The following is a 242-nucleotide window of genomic DNA, read 5'->3' as shown; positions in this document are numbered from 1 at the left end:
CTCCCTCGACCTCCGGGGCACGGGCGTCACGGCCCTGCCGGACAACCTGACCGTGGGCGGCTCCCTCGACCTCCGGGGCACGGGCGTCACGGCCCTGCCGGACAACCTGACCGTGGGCGGCTCCCTCTACCTCCGGGGCACGGGCGTCACGGCCCTGCGGGACAACCTGACCGTGGGCGGCTCCCTCGACCTCCGGGGCACGGGCGTCACGGCCCTGCCGGACAACCTGACCGTGGGCGGCT

At 76.0% G+C, this 242-nt stretch carries 1 protein-coding gene; it reads left to right on the top strand.

Translation table 11 applies throughout. The features are described 5' to 3' along the window. The coding region (locus V6B97_RS17355) for a hypothetical protein (protein ID WP_442935506.1) at positions 1 to 242 on the top strand (242 nt) is incomplete at both ends.

The sequence above is a fragment of the Nitratidesulfovibrio sp. 1201_IL3209 genome (assembly GCF_036763125.1).
Taxonomy (GTDB): Bacteria; Desulfobacterota; Desulfovibrionia; order Desulfovibrionales; family Desulfovibrionaceae; genus Cupidesulfovibrio.
The sequence above is the reverse complement of the archived record's forward strand: the minus strand, read 5'-3'. Positions and strand labels throughout refer to the sequence as shown.